The 17020-nt window shown below is 62.1% G+C and carries 18 protein-coding genes; 7 read left to right on the top strand and 11 right to left on the bottom strand.

Features of this window, described 5'->3' with window-relative positions; genetic code table 11:
* Positions 1-18 precede the first annotated feature (18 nt).
* Positions 19-492 (top strand): NUDIX domain-containing protein, encoded by a 474-nt coding sequence (locus DCO45_RS17860; RefSeq protein ID WP_116927087.1) that lies wholly within the window; start codon positions 19-21, stop codon positions 490-492.
* 47 nt (positions 493-539) lie between these two features.
* Here the strand turns inward: DCO45_RS17860 and DCO45_RS17855 are convergent, their stop codons facing one another.
* The 7 genes from DCO45_RS17855 to DCO45_RS17825 all read right to left on the bottom strand — a co-directional run bounded on the left by DCO45_RS17855 (position 540) and on the right by DCO45_RS17825 (position 7138).
* On the bottom strand, positions 540-752 hold the full coding sequence (locus DCO45_RS17855) for a DNA gyrase inhibitor YacG (protein ID WP_116927086.1): 213 nt from the start codon (positions 750-752) through the stop codon (positions 540-542).
* A 48-nt stretch (positions 753-800) separates the two neighbouring features.
* Positions 801-1556: a cell division protein ZapD gene (gene zapD, locus DCO45_RS17850; RefSeq protein WP_116927085.1), complete on the bottom strand. Its 756-nt coding sequence runs from the start codon at positions 1554-1556 to the stop codon at positions 801-803.
* 3 nt (positions 1557-1559) lie between these two features.
* Positions 1560-2189 carry a dephospho-CoA kinase gene (gene coaE, locus DCO45_RS17845; protein ID WP_116927084.1) on the bottom strand — a complete coding sequence of 210 codons (630 nt, stop codon included), beginning with the start codon at positions 2187-2189 and terminating at the stop codon, positions 1560-1562.
* Between the two features lies 1 nt (position 2190).
* Positions 2191-3066 carry an A24 family peptidase gene (locus DCO45_RS17840; protein ID WP_116927083.1) on the bottom strand — a complete coding sequence of 292 codons (876 nt, stop codon included), beginning with the start codon at positions 3064-3066 and terminating at the stop codon, positions 2191-2193.
* Between the two features lie 2 nt (positions 3067-3068).
* Positions 3069-4289: a type II secretion system F family protein gene (locus tag DCO45_RS17835; protein ID WP_116927082.1), complete on the bottom strand. Its 1221-nt coding sequence runs from the start codon at positions 4287-4289 to the stop codon at positions 3069-3071.
* A gap of 20 nt (positions 4290-4309) precedes the next feature.
* Positions 4310-6043 (bottom strand): type IV-A pilus assembly ATPase PilB, encoded by a 1734-nt coding sequence (gene pilB, locus DCO45_RS17830; protein WP_116927081.1) that lies wholly within the window; start codon positions 6041-6043, stop codon positions 4310-4312.
* A 165-nt stretch (positions 6044-6208) separates the two neighbouring features.
* Positions 6209-7138, bottom strand: a complete 930-nt coding sequence (locus tag DCO45_RS17825; RefSeq protein WP_116927080.1) for a polyprenyl synthetase family protein — start codon at positions 7136-7138, stop codon at positions 6209-6211.
* 267 nt (positions 7139-7405) lie between these two features.
* Between DCO45_RS17825 and rplU the strand changes: the two genes are divergently transcribed.
* From rplU to proB, 4 genes are all read left to right on the top strand, one after another.
* Entirely contained in the window at positions 7406-7717 is a 312-nt protein-coding gene (gene rplU / locus DCO45_RS17820) for a 50S ribosomal protein L21 (protein ID WP_027011098.1), read from the top strand.
* 15 nt (positions 7718-7732) lie between these two features.
* The gene (gene rpmA, locus DCO45_RS17815; RefSeq protein WP_021027814.1) at positions 7733-7993 is read left to right on the top strand and encodes a 50S ribosomal protein L27; all 261 of its coding nucleotides are present in this window, start codon (positions 7733-7735) and stop codon (positions 7991-7993) included.
* A 189-nt stretch (positions 7994-8182) separates the two neighbouring features.
* On the top strand, positions 8183-9298 hold the full coding sequence (obgE, locus tag DCO45_RS17810; protein ID WP_116927079.1) for an Obg family GTPase CgtA: 1116 nt from the start codon (positions 8183-8185) through the stop codon (positions 9296-9298).
* 84 nt (positions 9299-9382) lie between these two features.
* Positions 9383-10522 carry a glutamate 5-kinase gene (proB, locus tag DCO45_RS17805; RefSeq protein ID WP_116927078.1) on the top strand — a complete coding sequence of 380 codons (1140 nt, stop codon included), beginning with the start codon at positions 9383-9385 and terminating at the stop codon, positions 10520-10522.
* Positions 10523-10661: 139 nt separating this feature from the next.
* Here proB and DCO45_RS17800 read toward each other — a convergent pair whose 3' ends face one another.
* The gene (locus DCO45_RS17800; RefSeq protein ID WP_116927077.1) at positions 10662-11360 is read right to left on the bottom strand and encodes an RNA pyrophosphohydrolase; all 699 of its coding nucleotides are present in this window, start codon (positions 11358-11360) and stop codon (positions 10662-10664) included.
* Between the two features lie 92 nt (positions 11361-11452).
* Here DCO45_RS17800 and DCO45_RS17795 point away from each other — a divergent pair, with 92 nt between their 5' ends.
* Positions 11453-13192: a proline--tRNA ligase gene (locus DCO45_RS17795; protein WP_116927076.1), complete on the top strand. Its 1740-nt coding sequence runs from the start codon at positions 11453-11455 to the stop codon at positions 13190-13192.
* Between the two features lie 126 nt (positions 13193-13318).
* Positions 13319-13930: a lytic transglycosylase domain-containing protein gene (locus tag DCO45_RS17790; RefSeq protein ID WP_232539431.1), complete on the top strand. Its 612-nt coding sequence runs from the start codon at positions 13319-13321 to the stop codon at positions 13928-13930.
* Between the two features lie 92 nt (positions 13931-14022).
* On the opposite strand, the gene DCO45_RS17785 is transcribed toward DCO45_RS17790, so the two are convergent.
* The 3 genes from DCO45_RS17785 to prmC form a co-directional block, all read right to left on the bottom strand.
* Entirely contained in the window at positions 14023-15363 is a 1341-nt protein-coding gene (locus tag DCO45_RS17785) for a hemolysin family protein (RefSeq protein ID WP_116927075.1), read from the bottom strand.
* A gap of 348 nt (positions 15364-15711) precedes the next feature.
* Positions 15712-16032 (bottom strand): Grx4 family monothiol glutaredoxin, encoded by a 321-nt coding sequence (grxD, locus tag DCO45_RS17780; protein WP_116927074.1) that lies wholly within the window; start codon positions 16030-16032, stop codon positions 15712-15714.
* 109 nt (positions 16033-16141) lie between these two features.
* The gene (gene prmC, locus DCO45_RS17775) at positions 16142-17008 is read right to left on the bottom strand and encodes a peptide chain release factor N(5)-glutamine methyltransferase (protein ID WP_116927073.1); all 867 of its coding nucleotides are present in this window, start codon (positions 17006-17008) and stop codon (positions 16142-16144) included.
* Positions 17009-17020 lie beyond the last annotated feature (12 nt).

Here is a 17020-nt window from a genome sequence, read left to right as displayed (position 1 = left end):
GGCAGCCCATGAAGACCTATGAGCCAGACTGATACCACCGAGACCCGCAGCCACACCGAAGTGGCTGTGGGCGTGCTGATCCGCGAAAGTGACAATGCCCTGCTGATAACCAGCCGCCCCCTGGGCAAGCCCCGCGCGGGCTGGTGGGAGTTTCCCGGCGGCAAGCTCGAAGCGGGCGAGACCGTCGAAGAGGCGCTGCGCCGTGAGCTGGTCGAGGAGCTGGGCATCCGCATCGACAACTGCATCGCCTGGAAGGTGACCGAGCACGACTACAGCCATGCGCTGGTGCGCTTGCACTGGTGCAAGGTGACGCAGTGGTCGGGTGATTTTGAGATGCGTGAAGGCCAGCAGATGTCCTGGCAGCAGTTGCCGCTAACGGTGAGCCCGGTGCTGGAAGGCTCCTTCCCGGTGCTGCAATGGCTGAGCGAGGAGCGTGGGCTGCCTTTTGATGCGGACGCCTATGTGCAGGCGGCGCAAGCTGCAGTGAAATAAGCAACGGCAGCACCGCCAAGTGCTGCGGTTGCTAAACGTCGGGGGGCTCAGTCTTCCAGCCGGGGATCACCGTAGGGCTGGTCCAGCGGTGGCGATTGGGCGGGCACCCGAAAATCCTCATTGCCCCAGGCGCCCAGGTCAATGAGCTTGCAGCGCTCGCTGCAAAAAGGGCGAAACCGGTTGCTGCGTGCAAAGCTGGAAGGGCCGCCACACTGGGGACACTGGATGCTGGGGAGTGCGTTGTCTGCGGAAGAACTCATGCAGGCATTGTAGGGTGCCTGCGGGCTGGCGCGATGGCTACGCGGTCTTCAGGCGCAGAGCACCATCTCGTACTGGCCATCCTGTGTGGTCAACGCCAGCTGCCCGCTGTCGGTCTTTTGCAGCATGCGTATCGAGATCATCAGGCGGTTGCCGCTGATCTCGGGCACGAGGCTGGAGCTGGGGTCGATCTTGAGGCGCAGCAGCTGGTAGATGCGGCCCTGGGGCAGGTTCTGCTGGAACTGGCCGCGCACGGTTGCAATGCGCTGCGGCGCACCCGCATCCCGAAAGAGCCGCAGCAGCAAGATGAGGGCGCTGGCCAGCGGCGCAAAACAGGCCGTCCAGCCCTGCAGATCGGTGCGGCGGCTGTTGCTGTCGGCATGCAGCCAGGCGTGGTAGCTGGGCAGGTCAAAGGTGCAGGTGCCGCCAGGGATGCCGGTGCGGTTACGGATGGCCATCAGCCACTCGTTCTCGATCAGCAGCTGGCTGGGCTTGCCGTTCTGGGCCCGCAACTCGCTGTGGGCAGCGTCGATCTGGCCAATCACCTTGTCGAGCATGTCCACGGCGATCATCGGGTTGTCGCGGTAGGCATTGAACTGCTGGCGCTGGCGTTCGAGGTCCTTGAGCAGGTCGGTCTTGAGGTCGCTGCGGGAGGCCACATCCATCACCTCGAACAAGGTGGTGATGGCGAAATGGTGGTCGATGTCCGTGTCGCGCTGCAGGAGTACGTCAAGCCGGCGCAGCAGGTACTCCAGGCGGAGATAGGCTCGCACACGTTCGTTGAAGGGGTACTCGTAAATTATCACGGATCAGTCGGGCTGCAGAGGGCGGTAGTTCGCTATCAATTCATTGTATAGGTCGAATACGGCCTCGCCTAGCGCTTGTAACGACAGCGTTTCATTCCACAGCACCCAATCGGCCTTGCGCAGGCGCTGCAGCCGGCTCGCTTGCTGGGCCATGATGGCCTCGATCGCTGACGCGGCCAGCTGGTTTCGCTGCTGCACGCGGGCTATTTGCGTGCTCTCCAGGCAATCGACCACGATCACCTGGTCCAGGCGTGGGCTCCACTGGCTGGACTCGGCCAGCAGCGGGATATCGAAGATTACCAGGGGCGCATTGGTGGCGCTGCAGGCATGCTGGTACTGCTGGTCAATCTGTTGGCGGATCAAGGGGTGCAAGATCGCTTCGAGCAGTGCCTTGTAGGCGGGATCGCGAAAGGCGGCTTCGCGCATCTGTGCGCGGTCGAGCGCACCGTCCGCATCGACAAAGTGGGCACCCATCTGCGCCGCAATCGGGGCGATGGCCGCGCCGCCCGGCAGCGTGAGCTCGCGGGCAATGCGGTCGGCATCGATCACATGGCAGCCCCATTGGGCAAAGCCCTGGGCGACGGTGCTTTTGCCGCTGCCAATGCCCCCGGTGATGCCAATGCGCGGCCGCATATCAGGGTTGCAACAGGCGGTCGACGATACCGGTGCCGAACCACATGACCAAGAAGCCGGCACCTGCGAGAAAGGGGCCAAAGGGGATATAGCCGCCTTCGCGCAGGTTGGAAAAGATCTTCATGGCAATGCCGATCACCGCGCCCACCACCGACGAAAACAGTGCAATAGGTATCAGCGCTTGCCAGCCAAACCAGGCGCCCAGCGCAGCCAGTAGCTTGAAATCACCATAGCCCATGCCTTCCTTGCCGGTCAGCAGCTTGAAGGCCCAGTAAATGAGCCAGAGCGCCAGGTAGCCAATGGCGGCACCAAACAGCGAGTCCTTGAGCGGCACATCGATCCAGCCCATCGCACTGGCCAGCAAGCCTGCCCAGAGCAGCGGCAAGGTCAGGTCATCGGGCAGCAGGGTCGTGTCCCAGTCGATCAGCGCCGCAGTCAGCAGCACCGATGCAAAAAAGCACCAGGCCAGGCCCGTGGCGCCCAGGCCCCAGCGGTGGATGCAGTAGGCCCAGAGCAGGCTGTTGGCGATTTCTACGACGGGGTAGCGGGCAGAAATACGCGCTTTGCACTGGCTGCAGCGCCCCTTCAGAAAAAGCCAGCTGACCACGGGCACGTTCTCGTACCAGCGGATCTGGTGGCTGCAATGGGGGCAGCGTGAGGCGGGGGTCCAGAGGTTAAAGCGGTCTGTTTTGGTTTCCACCGCAGGCGCTGCCTGCGGTGCTTGGGTACTGTCCGTAGCTGCCAGCATGTCCTGGGCATCACGCCGCCATTGGCGCTCCAGCATCAGCGGCAGGCGGTGCACCACCACATTCAAAAAGCTGCCCACCAGCAGGCCCAGCAGGGCAAACAGCCCTGTGTTCAATTGCGCTTCTGACATGCTTACACCACCTGGCCCAGCTTGAAGATCGGCAGGTACATCGACACCACAATGCCGCCGATGATCGTGCCCAGAAACACGATGATGATGGGCTCCATCAGGCTGGACAGGCCGGCAACGGCCTCGTCCACCTCGGCTTCGTAAAAGTCTGCCGCTTTGCCCAGCATATGGTCGATGGAGCCGGATTCCTCACCGATCGCGCACATCTGCAGCACCATCGAGGGGAACACATGGGCATCCGACATGGCGACTGTGAGGCTGGTGCCGGTAGAGACCTGCGCCTGGATCTTCTCGGTTGCCACCGCAAACACGGCATTGCCGGAGGCGCCACCGACCGAGTCCAGCGCTTCGACCAGGGGAACACCAGCTGCAAACATGGTCGACAAGGTGCGCGTCCAGCGTGCCACGCAGGATTTTTCAATCAAGGGGCCAAAGATCGGCACCTTCAGCAGCCAGCGGTCCATGGTGCGCTGCATTTTCTCGCTGCGCTTCCAGGCCTGCAAAAAGAAGTAGATGCTGCCGCCAATGCCAAAAAAGATCAGGTACCAGTAACTGACAAAGAAATCACTGATGGCCATCACGATCAAGGTGGGGCCGGGCAGGTCGGCGCCAAACGACGTGAAAACCTCTTTGAACGCCGGAATCACAAAGATCATGATGATGGCCACCACGACAAAGGCGACGATGATCACCGAAGTCGGGTACATCAGGGCCGAGCGGATCTTGCTCTTGATGGCCTCGGTCTTTTCCATGTAGGTGGCCAAGCGGTCGAGCAGGCCTTCCAAAATACCGGCTGCCTCACCGGCCTCGACGAGGTTGCAATACAGCGCATTGAAGTACATCGGATGGCGGCGAAAGGCGGTGCTCAGTGACGAGCCCGACTCCACATCGCTGCGTACATCGTTGAGCAGCTTGGTCACGCTGGGGTTGGTGCTGCCCCGGCCGACAATGTCAAAAGCCTGCAGCAAAGGCACACCGGCCTTCATCATCGTGGCCAGCTGGCGCGTGAACAAGGCGATGTCCTTGGGCTTGATGCGCTTGCCCGAGCGCATGCGGCGCTTTTTGATCTTGGACGGCAAAATGCCCTGCCGGCGCAGCGACGCGATGACCTGGTTTTCTCCACCCGCGCGGGACTCGCCGCGCACGATCTTGCCGTTGCGGTCCTTGCCTTCCCACTCATAAACGGCTTCGTTCGATGTTTTCTTGTTGACTGTGGTTGCCATTTATCCCTGCCCTCATTGCTTTATTCGTTGGTGACGGCTAAGACCTCTTCGAGTGAGGTCAGTCCCTTTTTGACTTTGTGCAGGCCTGACGTGCGCAAGGAGCGGACATTTTCTATGTCGGCTTGCTCGGCGATTTCCAGTGCGCTGCCATCGCGCAAGATGATGCGCTGTGTTTCTTCGGAGATGGGCATCACCTGGTAGATGCCCAGGCGGCCCTTGTAGCCATTGTTGCAGGCGTCGCAGCCAACGGGCTCGTAGGGCATCCAGGTGCCATCCAGGTCCTCTTCCTTGAAGCCCGCTTCCAGCAGCGCTTCATGGGGGATTTCGGTGGGGCGCTTGCAGATCGGGCAGAGCTTGCGTGCCAGGCGCTGCGCGGTGATCAAGATCACGCTCGACGCGATATTGAAGGGCGCGATCCCCATATTGCGCATACGCGTCAAGGTGGTGGGGGCGTCGTTGGTGTGCAGGGTCGACAGCACCAAGTGACCGGTCTGCGCCGCCTTGATGGCGATGTCGGCCGTCTCGAGGTCACGGATTTCACCGACCATGATGATGTCGGGATCCTGGCGCAGAAAGGACTTGAGCGCGGTCGCAAAGGTCAGACCGGCCTTTTCATTGACATTGACCTGGTTGACCCCGGGCAGGTTGATTTCCGACGGGTCTTCGGCAGTCGCTATATTGACCGCTGGCGTATTGAGAATATTCAGGCAGGTGTAGAGCGACACGGTCTTGCCCGAACCCGTGGGCCCCGTGACCAGAATCATGCCGTAAGGGCGCTTGATGGCGCTGAGCAGGCGCTCCTTCTCTTCGGGCTCATAGCCCAGTGCATCAATGCCCAGCTTGGCGCTGCTCGGATCGAGAATACGGATCACGATCTTTTCGCCAAACAAGGTGGGCAAGGTGCTGACCCGGAAATCGATCACCCGATCCGCGCCGATCTTGAGCTTCATGCGGCCGTCCTGCGGCACGCGCTTTTCCGAGATATCCAGGCGCGAGATCACCTTGATCCGCGATGCCAGCTTGTCCTTGATGCCCGGGGGCGGCGAAGCGATTTCGCGCAGCTCTCCATCGATGCGAAAGCGGATGCGGTACTGGTGCTCATAGGGTTCGAAATGCAAGTCCGATGCACGCATATTGAAGGCATCGATCAGCATCTTCTGCAAAAACTTGACGATGGGCGCATCTTCGACCTCATCTCCGTCATTGCTCGCGGTGTCGGTGTTTACCGACTCATCATCAATCTCGAATTCATTGAGGTTGACATCGCCGGTGATCATGTCCTGGATGTTGTCGCCGCCCTTTTTCGCAACAGACTCCAGCGCCTTGACCAGCTTGGAATGTTCTGCAATCACCCAGTCCACGCTCAGCTGGGTGGAGAACTTGATCTGCTCGGCCACCGAGTGGTCGGTCGGGTCGGCGGTAACGACGATCAGCCGGTTGCCGCGTTTGGCCAGGGGAATGATCTTATTGCTGAGCGCCAGTTTGGGATCAAGCAAACCTGTTGCCAGCCGGGTCAAATCGATAGCATCGAGGTCGACCAGCGGCGCGCCATAGACCGTCGAGATGATGCTGGCTACATCGCTGCCGGAGACGGCACCACTGGCCACCAGCTCTCCAATGAAGCTGTTCTTGCTTTTGAGACTGGTGGCGTACAAGGCCTCCGCCTTGGCAACAGGAAGCTTTCCACTGGCTACCAGCGCTCTGGCAATGCCGGGGAGGGCGACGGCTTTGGGGGGGGTGTTGATGTCAGGCATGTAAAGGGAAGACGCCTATCGTCGATAGCCTCGCTGCGTAATCCGGCAAACTGTAGCAGTTGTTCGGAGATTTAACAAAGAAATGCACCCTGCAGGCCGCGCCACTGCAGTGGATCTGCGACAGTCTGCACGGTACCCTTGGCCCATGTGCACTCGCCTTGGTGCTTACTCTCGGCGGTCCAGCAACTGCGAGGCCAGTGTGGTCAGTGCCTGGGTGTAGGCATTGCTGGGCAATAAAGCCAGACAGTCGATGGCCTCCTGGGCCTGCAGCGCAGCCGCTGCCCGCGTGGCTTGCAGCGAGCCGGTGTCCTTGACGACCTGCACGATATGGGTCATATGCGGGGTGGAGCCCTGCTCAATCGCGCTGACAATCATCTGCCTATCATCGGCGCTGGCGCGCTGCATGGCAATGATCAGGGGCAGGGTGACCTTGCCTTCGCGCAAATCATCGCCAATATTCTTGCCCATTACGGTAGTGTCGCCGTCATAGTCCAGTGCGTCGTCAATCACCTGGAAGGCCGTGCCCAGCGAGCGGCCATAGTTGGCGCAGGCCTCCTCCAGCGCTGCGGGTGCGTCCGTCAGCACGGCAGCAAGGCGGGCGCTGGCCTCGAAGAGCTTGGCGGTTTTGGAGCGGATGACGGAGAGGTAGCCAGCCTCGTCGAGATCGACATTGTGGGTGTTGATCAGCTGCTGCACCTCGCCCTCGGCAATGATGTTGGTCGCCTCCGACAGGATCTGCATGACGCGCATGCTGTCGGCATCAACCATCATCTGGAAGGCGCGTGAGTGCAGAAAATCACCGACGAGCACACTGGCGGCATTGCCAAAGCTCTCGTTGGCGGTAGGTTTGCCGCGCCGCATCGTGGACTCGTCCACCACATCGTCGTGCAGCAAGGTGGCGGTGTGGATGAACTCGACCACCGCCGCCAGGTTGAAATGCTGCTCGCCCCGGTACTCCAGCGCGCCGGCCACCAGCAGCAGCAGTGCCGGGCGCAGGCGCTTGCCGCCCGCCGAGATGATGTAGTGCGATACCTCGCCGATCAGTGGAACGGAGGAGCTCAGGCGCCTGGCAATCACGGCATCCACCTGCCGCATATCTCCGGCGACGAGGCTCAAGGGGTTGGACGGGTTGGGAGTGTTGGACTCGGACAAGGCGGCTATCTCGGCATTTTATGGATATCGCATTATAGAAACGAGAGCAGCGCCACTTGCAGACATGCCCGGTTGTCCGTCTCGGGGATGCGCTTTCTGGCCCGGTTGTGGTGCAAAAGCGTGCAGGGTTTGCGTCTTTTCAGACCCCGTGCTACAATCTTCGGCTCTTGCGAAATTTCTTTGCAAGCTATCCCCTTTTTAGAGGTTCTTATGTACGCGGTCATAAAAACCGGTGGCAAACAGTATCGTGTTGCTTCCGGCGAAAAAATCAAGGTAGAACAGATCGCTGCGGACGTAGGCCAAGAAATCGTGATCGACCAGGTTCTGGCAGTCGGCGACGGCGCAGAGTTGAAGGTTGGTACGCCCTTGGTGTCCGGAGCAACTGTGACGGTTACGGTAGTAGCCCACGGCAAGCACGACAAGGTGCGCATTTTCAAGATGCGTCGTCGTAAGCACTATCAAAAGCGCCAAGGCCATCGCCAGCAGTTCACTGAGCTGCAAATCGGTGCGATTGCAGCTTAACAGGAGCTATATCTCATGGCACAGAAAAAAGGCGGCGGCTCTACGCGCAACGGACGTGATTCCAAGCCAAAGATGCTGGGTGTGAAGGCTTTCGGTGGTCAATTGATCAGCGCCGGTTCGATCATCGTGCGTCAACGCGGCACCAAGTTCCACCCCGGCACCAATGTCGGCGTGGGCAAGGACCACACCTTGTTTGCTCTGGTGGACGGCCACGTGTCGTTCGAAACCAAGGGCGCTTTGTCCAAGCACACGGTGAGCATCACCAAGGCTGCTTAAGACAAGACAAGTGTCTTGAAGGCCTTCATTGGCCTTGTCCAAAGCCCCGCGCAGTCGGGGCTTTGGTGTTTTTGGGCCGGACCGCCTGGCGCCTCGGTGCGACAATAGCGGTTTTGGCAAGGCTGCATGTATCGGTATGCAGCAGAACAATTCCCGTAATTCCTGTACCAGGGCGGGTGGATAACGACCATGAAATTCGTAGATGAAGCGTTTATTGACATTGCAGCTGGCGATGGTGGCAATGGCTGTGTGTCGTTCCGCCATGAAAAGTACAAGGAATTCGGTGGCCCCGATGGCGGCGACGGCGGCCGCGGCGGCCATGTGTACGCGCTGGCCGATGTCAACCTCAACACCCTGATCGATTACCGCTACTCGCGCCGCCACGAGGCCGAGCGCGGTGAGCACGGCAAGGGATCGGACATGTTCGGCAGCGCGGGCAAGGACATCACCTTGCACATGCCGGTGGGCACGATCATCACCGATGCGCAAACGGGCGAAGTGCTGTTTGAGCTGCTCAACCCGGGCGAGGTCATCACCATCGCCAAGGGCGGTGACGGCGGTTTTGGCAACCTGCGTTTCAAGAGCGCAATCAACCGTGCGCCGCGCCAGAAGACCCCGGGCTGGAAAGGCGAGCGCCGCAACCTGAAGCTGGAGCTCAAGGTGCTGGCCGATGTGGGCCTGCTGGGCATGCCCAATGCCGGCAAGTCGACCTTTATCTCGGCGGTCTCCAACGCCCGCCCCAAGATTGCCGACTACCCCTTCACCACCTTGCACCCGAACCTGGGCGTGGTGCGCGTGGGGCCGGAAAAGAGCTTTGTGGTGGCCGACATTCCTGGCCTCATCGAAGGCGCCTCGGACGGTGCCGGCCTGGGCCACCAGTTCCTGCGCCACCTGCAGCGCACGCGCTTGCTGCTGCATATTGTGGATCTGGCACCGTTTGACGAGGGCGTGGACCCTGTCGCGCAGGCCAAGGCGATTGTCGGCGAGCTCAAGAAGTACGACGAGGAGCTCTACAACAAGCCGCGCTGGCTGGTGCTCAACAAGCTGGACATGGTGCCCGGCGACGAGCGGGTCGCCAAGGTCAAGGATTTTGTCAAGCGCTACAAGTGGAAGGGCCCGGTCTACGAGATCTCGGCGCTGACCCGCGAGGGCTGCGAGCCGCTGATCAAGGAGATCTTCCAGTTCGTGCACAAGATGCAAAAGGCCGAGCAGGAGCCCCAAGAGGTCGATCCGCGCTTTGCGGCAGGCGCCGAGCAGGATGCGCCCGACTTCTCGGACGACCCGCGCTTTTCGTCGCCGGACTGAGTGGCAACCCTTGCACCCTAGATTTCTCATTGTTGGATAGCTGCTTGCGCTTGCCAGGCGGGCGCAATGCCGGAAAAAGCAAAAATGGCATCGAATGTTCTGCGCGACGCACGTCGCATCGTCGTCAAAGTCGGCTCCAGTCTGGTCACCAACGAAGGCAAGGGCCTCGATGAAGGCGCCATCACCGAATGGAGCCGCCAGCTCGCCGCGCTGGTGCATGGCGAGGGCGGGGCCAAGCGCGAAGTGATCATGGTCTCCAGCGGCGCGGTGGCCGAGGGCATGAAGCGCCTGGGCTGGCAGCAGCGTCCCAAGGAGATCCATGAGCTGCAGGCGGCAGCGGCTGTCGGCCAGATGGGCCTGGTGCAGATGTACGAGACCAAGCTGCGCGAGCAAAACCTGGGCAGCGCCCAGGTGCTGCTGACCCATGCCGACCTGGCCGACCGCGAGCGCTACCTCAATGCCCGCGTCACCTTGCTGACCTTGCTGCAGCTGGGGGTGGTGCCGGTCATCAACGAAAACGACACGGTGGTCAACGACGAAATCAAGTTTGGCGACAACGACACCCTGGGTGCGCTGGTGGCCAACCTGGTCGAGGCCGACGCGCTGGTGATTCTGACGGACCAGAAGGGCCTCTACACCGCCGATCCCCGCAAGAACCCGGACGCCCAATTTGTGCACGAGGCGCAAGCGGGTGACCTGAAGCTCGAAGCGATGGCCGGTGGTGCCGGCTCCGGTATTGGCAAGGGCGGCATGCTCACCAAGATCCTGGCCGCCAAGCGCGCGGCTGGCTCGGGCGCATCCACGGTGATTGCCTGGGGGCGCGAGCAGAATGTGCTGCTGCGCCTGGCCGCAGGTGAGGCCATCGGCACCTTGCTGGTCGCCGATACCCACAAGAACCAGGCGCGCAAGCAGTGGATGATGGACCACCTGCAGATGCATGGCTATGTGACGGTGGACGAAGGCGCTGCCCTGAAGCTGCGCAGCGACGGCAAGAGCTTGCTGCCCATCGGCATGGTGAGCGTGCATGGTGAGTTCTCGCGCGGCGAGGTGATTGGCGTGCGCGACCCGCAAGGCGTGGAGCTGGCACGCGGCCTGGCCAACTACAGCAGCGCCGAGGCGCGGCGCCTGTGCCGCAAGCCATCGTCAGAATTTGAGCAACTGCTGGGCTACACCGGTGAGCCCGAGATGCTGCACCGTGACAACATGGTATTGACGGGGCATTGATCGGGGCCCGCTAAGCCCGTTTGGCCTGTTTGGCCCGACAGGGCCTGCGGCGGCGGATCACACGAGCGCCGTGCAAGCACAAAAAAGCGTCCCTCGGGACGCTTTTTGCATGTAGCCACCGGTCAGCCGTCAGCCATTGTCAGCCGTTTTGCTGCGGGTCACGCCCGGCATTGCCCGGGTCCGGGTCAAAGCTGGCGCCGGGCGGCATCTCCATCTCCTGCATCATGCGCAGCGGAGAGTGGTAGCTCACCACCGTGGTGGTCGTCACCGACACCTGCAAGGTCTCGGTCAGCGCCGGGTCTGGCTCATGCGGCTCACCATCGCGCGCACGCGCATTACTGCGCAAATAGCGGTTACGCGGATCGTTGCGTGGCACAAAACGCGACAGCTCGGTCAAGGCCATTTCGTAGACGCCGCGCTTGAATTCCACCACCACATCGAGCGGCACCCAGTAGTCATTCCAGCGCCATGCATCAAACTCCGGGTGGTTGGTGGCGCGCAGATTCAGGTCCCAGTCGTGGCCTGTTAACTGGAGCAAAAACCAAATCTGCTTTTGTCCGCGATAATAGCCCCTGGCATCGCGGCGGATGAAGCGTTCGGGCACCTCGTACCGTAGCCAATCCCGCGTTCTAGCCACAATACGTACATGCTCCGGTCGCAAGCCCACTTCCTCATGCAGCTCTCGAAACATCGCCTGCTCGGGGGTTTCTCCACGGTCAATACCACCCTGCGGAAACTGCCAGCTATGGGTGCGGATGCGCTTGCCCCAAAACACCTGATTGCGCTGGTTGAGCAGGATGATGCCGACGTTTGGCCTAAAGCCATCTCGGTCCAGCATAATCTAACCCCAATTTTTTAAACTGTGTCCATTATGCCTGCGCCTTGAAGCCATCTTCAAGGGGGCAACTACTAGGTCCATTGTCATAGACTATGAAAGCTTCGCAATTTCTCATCTCGACCCTGAAAGAAGCGCCTGCGGACGCTGAAATCGCCAGCCACCAGCTGATGACGCGCGCCGGCATGATCAAGAAGCTTGGCGCCGGCATCTACAACTACATGCCGATGGGTCTGCGCGTGATCCGCAAGGTCGAGGCCATCGTGCGCGAAGAGATGAACCGCGCCGGCGCCATCGAGGTGACCATGCCCGTGGTGCAGCCCGCCGAGCTGTGGCAGGAGACTGGCCGCTTTGACAAGATGGGCGCCGAGCTGCTGCGCATCCAGGACCGCCACGCGCGTGACTTTGTCATCCAGCCTACCAGCGAGGAGGTGGTGACCGACATCGCGCGCCAGGAGTTCAAGAGCTACAAGCAGCTGCCCAAGAACCTCTACCAGATTCAGACCAAGTTCCGCGACGAGCGCCGTCCCCGCTTTGGCCTGATGCGGGGCCGCGAGTTCATCATGAAGGACGCCTATTCCTTCGACAAGGACCGCGACGCCGCCCAGATCAGCTACCAGACCATGCGCGCTGCCTACAAGCGCATCTTTGACCGTTTTGGCCTGCAGTACCGCGCCGTGCGTGCGGACAGTGGCGCCATCGGCGGCGACCTGAGCGAAGAGTTCCAGGTGATTGCCGCGACCGGCGAGGACGCGATTGTCTACTGCCCCAACAGCGACTACGCCGCCAATATCGAAAAGGCTGAAAGCCTGGCGCCCACCCAGCCCCGTGCGGCTGCCGTGCAGGCCATGACCAAGACGGCTACGCCTGGCAAGAGCACCTGCGCCGATGTGGCCCAGCTGCTGAACCTGCCGCTGGCCAACACCGTCAAATCGCTGGTGCTGGCCACCGACGAGACCAATGACAAGGGCGACATCCTGGGCTCGCAGGTCTGGCTGCTGCTGCTGCGCGGCGACCATGACATGAACGAGATCAAGGTCGGCAAGGTCGAGGGCCTGGCCAACTTCCGTTTTGCGACAGTGAGTGAGATCGAGGAGCACTTTGGCTGCCAGCCGGGCTACCTGGGCCCGATCGGCCTGCAAAAGCCCGTCAAGCTCGTGGTGGACCGCGATGTCGCCGTGATGGCCGACTGGGTCTGCGGCGCCAACGAGGCCGACTACCACCTGACCGGTGTGAACTGGGGCCGTGACCTGCCCGAGCCGGCCGTGGTCGCCGATCTGCGCAATGTGGTGGCGGGCGACCTGTCGCCAGACGGCCAGGGCGAGCTGGCCATCGAGCGTGGTATCGAGATCGGCCATGTGTTCTACCTGGGCACCAAGTACTCCAAGGCGATGAAGGCCACCTTCCTGGCCGAAAATGGCAAGCCCAGCGAGTTCGAAATGGGCTGCTACGGCATTGGCGTGACCCGCTTGCCAGCAGCCGCCGTGGAGCAGAACCACGACGAGCGCGGCATCATTTGGCCGGACGCGATTGCCCCCTTCACCGTGGTGATCTGCCCCATCGGCATGGACCGCAGCGAAGCAGTCAAGACTGCGGCTGAAAAGCTACACGCGGACTTGTTGGCTGCTGGCGTCGATGTGATACTGGACGACCGCGGCGAGCGCCCGGGCGCGATGCTGGCCGATTGGGAGCTGATTGGCGTGCCGCACCGCGTGGTGCTGGGCGACCGGGGCCTGCAAGAAGGCATGGTCGAGTACCAGCAGCGCCGCGAGACCGCCGCCACCAAGGTGCCTGTGGACGAGGTGTTCAGCTTCCTCACCAGCCGCCTGGCCTGATGCGGGCCATGGGCTGCACGCGCAGCCCCTGCCGCAGGCACAGCACAAATACAGTCACAGAGGGATCGATCGAGGATGTCAGGCTCACGCATTGCTTTACCTGCGGGCGTATCACGCCGCGCGGCCATGGCATCGTTGCTGGCCGGGCCAGGCGCCTGGCTGGCTGCGCCGCAGGCTGCGCTGGCCGGTGGCCAGTTGGAAGAGCCCCTGATCGACTCGGTGCGCTCGGCACTCACGGCAGCGATCGGCAGCGCCGCGCCACCGGAGCCGGTGTTTGTCTCGACCGAGGCCAAGATCGTCTACCTGCGCTGGTTGGGCGCGATGAGCGACCGCCTGCGCCGGCGCAAACCGGACTGGGAAGTGCGCCGCGATTTTCTGCAGACCGTCTGGTACGAGGCTCGGCGTGCGCGCCTCGATGAATCGCTGGTGCTGGGCCTGATCCAGGTCGAGAGCGGATTTCGCAAGTTCGCGATGTCCAATGTCGGGGCTCGCGGTTACATGCAGGTGATGCCGTTCTGGACCCGGGTGATCGGCGATGGCGACCCGGCCAAGCTGTTCCATATGCAGACCAATCTGCGCTTTGGCTGCGTGATTTTGCGCCACTACCTGGACCGCGAGAAGGGCGATTTGTTCATGGCGCTGGGCCGCTACAACGGCAGCCGTGGCAAGGACACCTACCCCAACCTGGTCTACGGCGCGCAGCGCCAGTGGCTGTTCGAGAACAAGGTCGAAGCCTGAAGACGAAGGTCCGCGGCGCCTGCCAGCGCTGCCGCACAAAGATAGCCACCGCATGCGGTGGCTTTTTCATCGGGCTAAAGGCTTGGTAGGTGTCAGGCGACCAGGCTGCCAGTGGCCGGCGGCAGCGGTGAATCGGGCACCTTGTTGGGGTCCACGATGGTGACCAGCACCTGGTCGATGCGGTAGCTGTCCACGTCCATCACCTCGAACTGGTACTTGCCCCAGACCACCTTGTCGGTGCGGCGCGGGATGCGGCGCAGCATCACCATCAAGAAGCCGCCCAGGGTCTCGTACTCGTCGGAATGCGGCAGGTCGTCCAGCAGCAAGGTTCGCTCCACATCCTCGATGGGGGTGATGCCGTCGATCAGCCACGAGGTCTCGTCGCGGCGCACGATCAGCTCCTCATCGACCGGGCCCATCAGGTCGCCCATGACGGTGCTCATCACATCGTTGAGCGTGACCACGCCGACCACCAGGCTGTACTCATTGACGATGATGGCAAAGTCCTCATGCGCCTGGCGGAACTGCTGCAGTACTTCGGCCAAGGTCAGCCGGTCGGGGATGACCAGGGCCTTTTTGACCAGGTCCTCGTCCCGCAGCTTCATCGGCAGGTTGTTGAGCGCGCGCTGGAACAGGTCCTTGGCATCGACATAGCCGACCACATGGTCGATGTCCCCGGCGCAGACCGGGTAGGTCGAAAAGGGTTCCTCGGCAATGCGGGCGCGGATGATGTCGTCGCTGTCGTCCTGGTAGAAGAAGGCGATGCGGTCGCGCTGGGTCATCGCCGAGCCGACGGTGCGCGTATCGAGTTCGAACAGATTGGCGATCACCTGCTGCTCCTGCGCGGCCAGCACACCGGCCTTGGCGCCGGCCTCGGTCATCGCCAAAATGTCTTCATAGGTGATTTTTTCATCGCGGATCGTCGACAGGCCCAGCAGGCGAAACAGGCCATCGGCCGCCTTGCTGTAGAACCAGACCACGGGTTTGAAAAGGGTCATGCACCACTGCATGGGGCGCGAGACGCGCAGCGCCAGCGCCTCGGGCTCAGCCATCGACAAGCGCTTGGGCAGCAGATCGGCGAGCAAAATGAACAGCGAAGTGACCACGGTGAACGAGAACAGAAAACCGATGGTCTGCGCGGTGGCCGGCTCCAGCCAGCGGCTGGCGATGCCTGAGACAAAGGGACTGAGCGCCCCTTCGCCAACGATACCGCCGAGAATGGCCACCGCATTCTGGCCCACCTGCACGACGGTGAAGTACTCACCGGGCTGCTCCTGGACCTTCATCACACGCTCTGCACGCGGGTCTCCGTCATCGACCATCTGCCGCAATCGCAGGCGGCGCGAGGCGGCCAGCGATATCTCCGCCATGGAGAAAAAGGCGCTCAAGCTGATCAGCAAGGCAATGACAAAGAGACTCTGCGTAAGATTCATAGACATCCATGTGGGAGCAGTGCAGACCGGCTGCTCACATTTTTCGGCAAAAGCGGTGGTGGCGCGCGGTGCGCCACCGGTTTGAATCGGTGTTCAATGGTCGCATGCCCGTCTGGAGACTGGCAAGTGCTTTTGGCAGCAGGCGCTGGAGGCCCATAGCGGGCGGGCGATGCGCGGTGGTGCTGCGGGTGTCAAGCTTACCCCAGCCGACCGGCTATGGCTGCGGGCAAGGCCATTGTGTGTTGCCATCGCACCGCCCTGCACGCGGGTCTGCGGCGCTAGCCGGGCACAAAAAAGCCGCCTCACAAGGCGGCTTGGTTGCGGCTGGCCAACTCGGGCGCTAGACGATCAGAGCGTGGCCACCAGTTGCTGCAGCTCGCCCGATTCGTACATCTCCATCATGATGTCCGAGCCGCCGATGAATTCACCTTTGACATACAGCTGCGGGATCGTGGGCCACTGGCTGTAGTCCTTGATGCCTTGGCGGATCTCGGGGTCTTCGAGCACATTGACGGTGGTCAGACCACGGGTCTCCACGCCACTGGCTTTGAGAATCTGAATGGCACGGCCGGAGAATCCGCATTGCGGAAAGCTGGCCGTTCCCTTCATGAACAGCACGATGTCATGGCCTTTGATCAGCTGGTCGATGCGTTGTTGGGTATCGCTCATGGATGGGCTCCGTCGGGGCGTGTGGGTTGCAATGTAATCGGGTCAGCGCTTGGATGAGCTACCCAAATGCGGGCGTTTTGCCGCAGTTCAAGCGCGGGCATGGTCACTATTATTTCACGGAAGGCCATTGTCCGCCGCTGGCGCGCTCGATGCCTGCGAGGTCCTTGCGGCTTTGCACCTGGGCAAAACCGCGCTGGGCCAGCAGTGAACGCACCGCTTCTGCCTGGTCCCAGCCATGCTCGATCAGCAGCCAGCCGCCCACGCGCAGGTATGCGGGTGCCGCATCGACGATATGGCGGATGTCGTCCAGGCCATCGGCCCCGCTGGTGAGCGCCTGGCGCGGCTCATGGCGCAGCGCGGGCATGTGCGGGTCGTCGTCGCGGATGTAGGGCGGGTTGCTGACGAGGGCATCAAACGGTCCTTGCAGCGCCGACAGCCAGTGGCTGTGCGCAAAGCGCAGCGGCAGCTGCAGCCGCGCCGCATTGGCCTGGGCAACGGCCAGCGCATCGGTGCTGGCATCGACCGCCCAGACCTCGGCGGCGGGCAGCGCATGCTGCAAGGCCAGTGCAATCGCGCCGCTGCCGGTGCCCAGGTCGGCCAGGCGCAAGGCCGGCTGGCCCGGGGCGGCATCGGGCAGCAGCTCCAGCGCCCAGTCCACCAGGGTTTCGGTATCGGGGCGCGGGTCCAGCACGCGGCCGTCCACGGCCAGGTCCAGCCCGTAAAAGCCTTTGTGGCCCGTCAGGTAGGCCACCGGTTCGCCATCGGCGCGGCGCTGCAGCCACTGCTGCCACTGCGCAGTCTGCGCGCTGCTCAGGCGATCGCCATCATGGGTGATGAGCCAGGCGCGCGCATGGGTGGGCTGGCCGCAGAGGTGGAGCAGCAGCATCTGCGCATCGATACGGGCGATGCCCAGCGCAGCGGCTTGCGCCAGCGCCTGGGTGAGCGTGATGGGGGTGTCGGGGGTGGAGGCATTCATGTCGATACGCGA

This window comes from Comamonas sp. JNW, from assembly GCF_003105075.1.
GTDB classification, from domain to species: Bacteria; Pseudomonadota; Gammaproteobacteria; order Burkholderiales; family Burkholderiaceae_C; genus Comamonas; species Comamonas squillarum.
This window is presented reverse-complemented; position numbering and strand designations above follow the sequence as displayed.